At 34.0% G+C, this 1,502-nt stretch carries 2 protein-coding genes and 1 pseudogene; all 3 read left to right on the plus strand.

Annotated elements, in window-relative coordinates:
• On the plus strand, window positions 1-822 hold an 822-nt coding region (locus Q0236_RS09485; protein ID WP_297917181.1), incomplete at its 5' end, for a hypothetical protein.
• A 66-nt stretch (window positions 823-888) separates the two neighbouring features.
• On the plus strand, window positions 889-1,230 hold the full coding sequence (locus Q0236_RS09490) for a hypothetical protein (RefSeq protein WP_297917183.1): 342 nt from the start codon (window positions 889-891) through the stop codon (window positions 1,228-1,230).
• 33 nt (window positions 1,231-1,263) lie between these two features.
• Window positions 1,264-1,502, plus strand: a pseudogene (locus Q0236_RS09495) (phytanoyl-CoA dioxygenase); the annotation flags it as partial.

The raw sequence follows: 1,502 nt of genomic DNA on the forward strand, positions 1-1,502 counted from the left end.
GCTATGTGCGTAAGAATGGACATTCTGAAATGGAACGACATAAAAGAGCTGGCTAAATTTTTAATGTGCTATGATTATTCTATAAACGAATGGTGTTTTATAGTTTTTCCGAGTTTAAATTTAGCCGTCTATCCGCATGATAGCAAGGGTTTTGGCTGTATAGGGCTAAACGACGAGATTAAATATGGAATCAACTTTTTAAAATTTTGCGAGAAAAACAGCAAGGCAAAAGTGACGATAGATAAAAAAGAGGTTAATTTGAACAAAGCGGTTTTTCTTCTGCCTAAAAATAATGAAGAGCTATTTTCCAGAGTGCAAGAAGTAAGAGAGATAAAAAGAGGAACTTTGTATGCCGATCCGAATTTAATTAAATTTATTGCCCTTAGCGGCTCAATCAAAGATCTGAAAATATCGCAATTAAAGCAGCTATTGCGCGAAGGCTTGATCTATCTTGACACGGGAATATTTTTTATCAAGAATCTTAAAAGGGAAAGAATAGCTACAACAGAGAACATTTTAATTAATTCTTCAATATATCAAGGCTTAAGCGATTTTGAGTGGTCGATCAATGAAGTAGAGATCAAAAATCCAAATTTAAAGGAAGATGATTTTATTAAAGAGTGCCTTTTATTTTTGAAATTGGTAAAGGAAAAGATCGAAAATATGGATATTGAGAACAGCAGATTTGCTTTATGTTTGGATTTCTATAATATCGATGAGCTGAGCGCGGATTTCGAGCTTTATACTTTAAGAGACAATGAAAAGATCGTAGATTTTTCAGAGGCTAAATTTAATCAAAGCTCGGTGTATGTAATTGTATGAAATTTATTTTCTCGGCATGATTAAAGTATAAAATTTATAACTATCATCCCAAAAGGAAGGCATAAAATGACATATATAAAAACGTATCCCGACGTGATGGAGATGAGCGATTTTTTTGGTTTTTACCCGGATGAAATAGATAGCGATATTGGAAAATATACGTTCGAAATAGGCGGGCTAATATTTACATATTGCATAGTCGAGGGATGGGTGGAAATTACTATAAAAACAGGCGGAAAGACGGCTGTGGAATTTACCGCCGAATGCATCGAGTCCTTAAAAATTAGAAGAAATAAAGATGGCGAATTTATAGAAATAGGACAAAATTTTGCTATAGACAGAATGGTGCAGATAGAGTTGTATATAAGACCGAAAATTTTATTAAAATATGCGAGTTTAGAATACTAGATGAAACCCACATCCCAATAAAAGGAAACCCAAATGCAAATTGATGGAAAAAAGATATTTCGTAAGGGCGTGCTTCTGTACAAACTATGCGTAATGGCTTCTTTAGAATATCAAGATAAATATCTTGTGCACGCTACAGATGAAGATTGCGAAAATCCTAAGGAGATGGTATATTTTTTATGTGATTCCTGCGCTAATGCCCTATTGGAGGAATTTGAATTTTGCTTCTTGCCATACGAAAGGGATGCGCTAAGAGAGCTTAAATCTCTTAT

The sequence above is a fragment of the uncultured Campylobacter sp. genome (assembly GCF_938031315.1).
In the GTDB taxonomy this organism is placed as follows: domain Bacteria; phylum Campylobacterota; class Campylobacteria; order Campylobacterales; family Campylobacteraceae; genus Campylobacter_B.